The organism is Pseudomonas sp. (assembly GCF_035277045.1).
Lineage (GTDB): Bacteria > Pseudomonadota > Gammaproteobacteria > Pseudomonadales > Pseudomonadaceae > Aquipseudomonas.
The window spans coordinates 1-2,296 of record NZ_DATELE010000170.1; the positions used below are offsets into that span (position 1 = coordinate 1).

Sequence of the window (2,296 nt, forward strand, 5' to 3'; positions counted from 1 at the left end):
CTGGCGCCTTGCCCGACCGGGTGAGCCACCTGGCGCTGATCGATGGGGTCTTGCCGCCGACCAGCGGCCCGCAGGATGCCGCGGAGCGCCTGGGCATGGCCCTGGCCGCGCAGTTGCGTCTGGAAACCAAACGCAAGACGGTCTACAGCACGCTGGAGGAGGGCATCCAGGCGCGCATGAAAGGCATGGTTGCCGTCACCCGCGAGGCTGCCGAGCTACTCGCCCAGCGCGGCCTGATGCCGGTCGCGGGTGGTTACAGCTGGCGCAGCGACAGCCGCCTGACATTGCCCTCGCCGACCCGCCTGAGCGAAGACCAGGCCATGGCCTTCGTGCGCCGCATTGGTTGCCCGGTGCGATTGGTGGTGGCCCGCGAGGGTCTGCTCGCGCGTCACGCAAGCCTGCTCGAACAGCTACCCTTTGGGTTCGAGGTACTTCCCGGTGGCCACCACTTGCACCTCAACGACGAGGAAGGCGCAACCCTTGTTGCAGACTGTTTCAATCCCTTCCTTGGCTTTCCTTGACTTGAGGCGGGCAAGTGTCGAGGCTTGGCGGGTTGAACAGGGAGACAACCAATGAACATGCCAGACACCGCTTTCACCCTTGGCGCATCGTGCGACGTGGGCATCCGATGACTACACGATCGATCCGCACCGTCCTGGCGGGCTGCCTTTGCCTGGCCAGCCCGTTGCTCTGGGCGGCGCCCTTGCCCGCGCCACTGGATGCCAAGGTGGTCGATGAACGCCCCGCGGTCGACCAGGAGCGCATCTACCCGCTGGGTTCGTTGCGCAAGATCGGCAACCGCCTGCGGGTGGAGAACAAGATTGAAAGCCGCGGCCAGGTCAGTTCGGTCACCTACGAATTGCCGCCCGAGCGTACCGCGCGCGAGGCCTTCACCAGCGCACGCGAGGCCTTGCAGGAAGAGGGCGGTTACCCGCTGTTCTGGTGCCAGGGCCGCGATTGTGGCGAGGCCAGCCTGTGGGCCAACGAGGTGTTCAAGAATGCCCGCCTCAATGGCGGCGACGAACAGCAGGCGTTCATTCTGATGCGCCGCGACGCCGACCACGGCAACTCCCTGGTCTCGCTCTACAGCGTCACCCGCGGCAACAAGCGCGCCTACCTGCATGTCGAGGAGTTTGTCGCCAGCACGCCGTTGGGCACCCTGCTGCCAACGGCGGCGACCGTGCTGCTCGAACTGCGCGACACCGGCAAGCTCGACTACCCGGAGCTGGCAGAACCGCAGGAGGATTGGGTCACGCTGCTCGGCCGCAGCCTGAACCTCGACAGTACGCTGCGCGCCAGTCTCAGTGGTCCCCAGGCCGAGGCCTGGCGCGAACAGCTGGTACGCGCCGGGGTGCGCAGCGCGCGGCTGGAAGTCGGGTCGGCGCCGACCGAGGGCCTGCACCTGGAACTCATCCGTTGAGTGAGGCTGGTGATGGTCAACAATGATCGCCTGTTGGTGCAGATCATGCTGCTGGCGTTGCTGGGCGCCGGTCTGTGGGTCATGGCGCCGTTCATCTCGGCGCTGCTCTGGGGGGCGATCCTGGCCTTTGCCAGCTGGCCGTTGATGCGTTTGCTGACGCGCGTGCTCGGCGGCCGGGAGGGCCTGGCCGCGGGCCTGCTCACCGGCCTGTGGATTCTGCTGGTTGCCTTGCCGCTGGTGTGGCTCGGCTTCAACCTGGCCGACCATATCCGCGATGCCACCGCCTTCGTGCGTGATGTGCGGGTGGATGGCCTGCCCGACGCACCGGACTGGCTGGGCGGCATACCGCTGGTGGGCGGGCGGCTGGTGGGCATCTGGAATACCCTGGACCAGCAAGGCTCGGCGTTCCTGGCCTCGGTCAAGCCGTACCTGGGGCAGGTGGGCAACTGGCTGCTGGCGCGTAGCGCGCAGATTGGCGGCGGCATGCTCGAGCTGACCCTGAGCCTGGTTTTCGTGTTCTTTTTCTACCGTGACGGCCCGCGGCTTGCGGCCTTCGTGCTGCGGTTGCTGCAGCGGCTGATCGGTGACCGCGCGGAGTACTACCTCGACCTGGTCGCGGCGACTGTCCAGCGCGTGGTCAACGGCGTGATCGGCACCGCGGCGGCCCAGGCACTGCTTGCGCTGATCGGCTTCCTGATCGCCGGCGTGCCGGGTGCCCTGGTGCTAGGCATCGTGACCTTCATGCTCAGCCTGATCCCGATGGGCCCGCCACTGGCGTGGGTACCTGCCACCGCCTGGCTGGTGTGGAAAGGCGATTACGGCATGGCCGTGTTTCTGGGGGTCTGGGGCACGTTCGTGATCAGCGGCGTGGACAAC

General features: G+C 66.9%; 2 protein-coding genes and 1 pseudogene. All 3 read left to right on the forward strand.

The window, feature by feature from the left end; translation table 11 throughout:
- Window positions 1-521, forward strand: a pseudogene (locus tag VJS90_RS08675) (alpha/beta hydrolase); the annotation flags it as partial.
- A gap of 107 nt (window positions 522-628) precedes the next feature.
- Window positions 629-1,420 carry a DUF4892 domain-containing protein gene (locus VJS90_RS08680; protein WP_324121019.1) on the forward strand — a complete coding sequence of 264 codons (792 nt, stop codon included), beginning with the start codon at window positions 629-631 and terminating at the stop codon, window positions 1,418-1,420.
- 12 nt (window positions 1,421-1,432) lie between these two features.
- A partial coding sequence (locus VJS90_RS08685; RefSeq protein ID WP_324121021.1) for an AI-2E family transporter occupies window positions 1,433-2,296 on the forward strand: 864 nt, incomplete at its 3' end.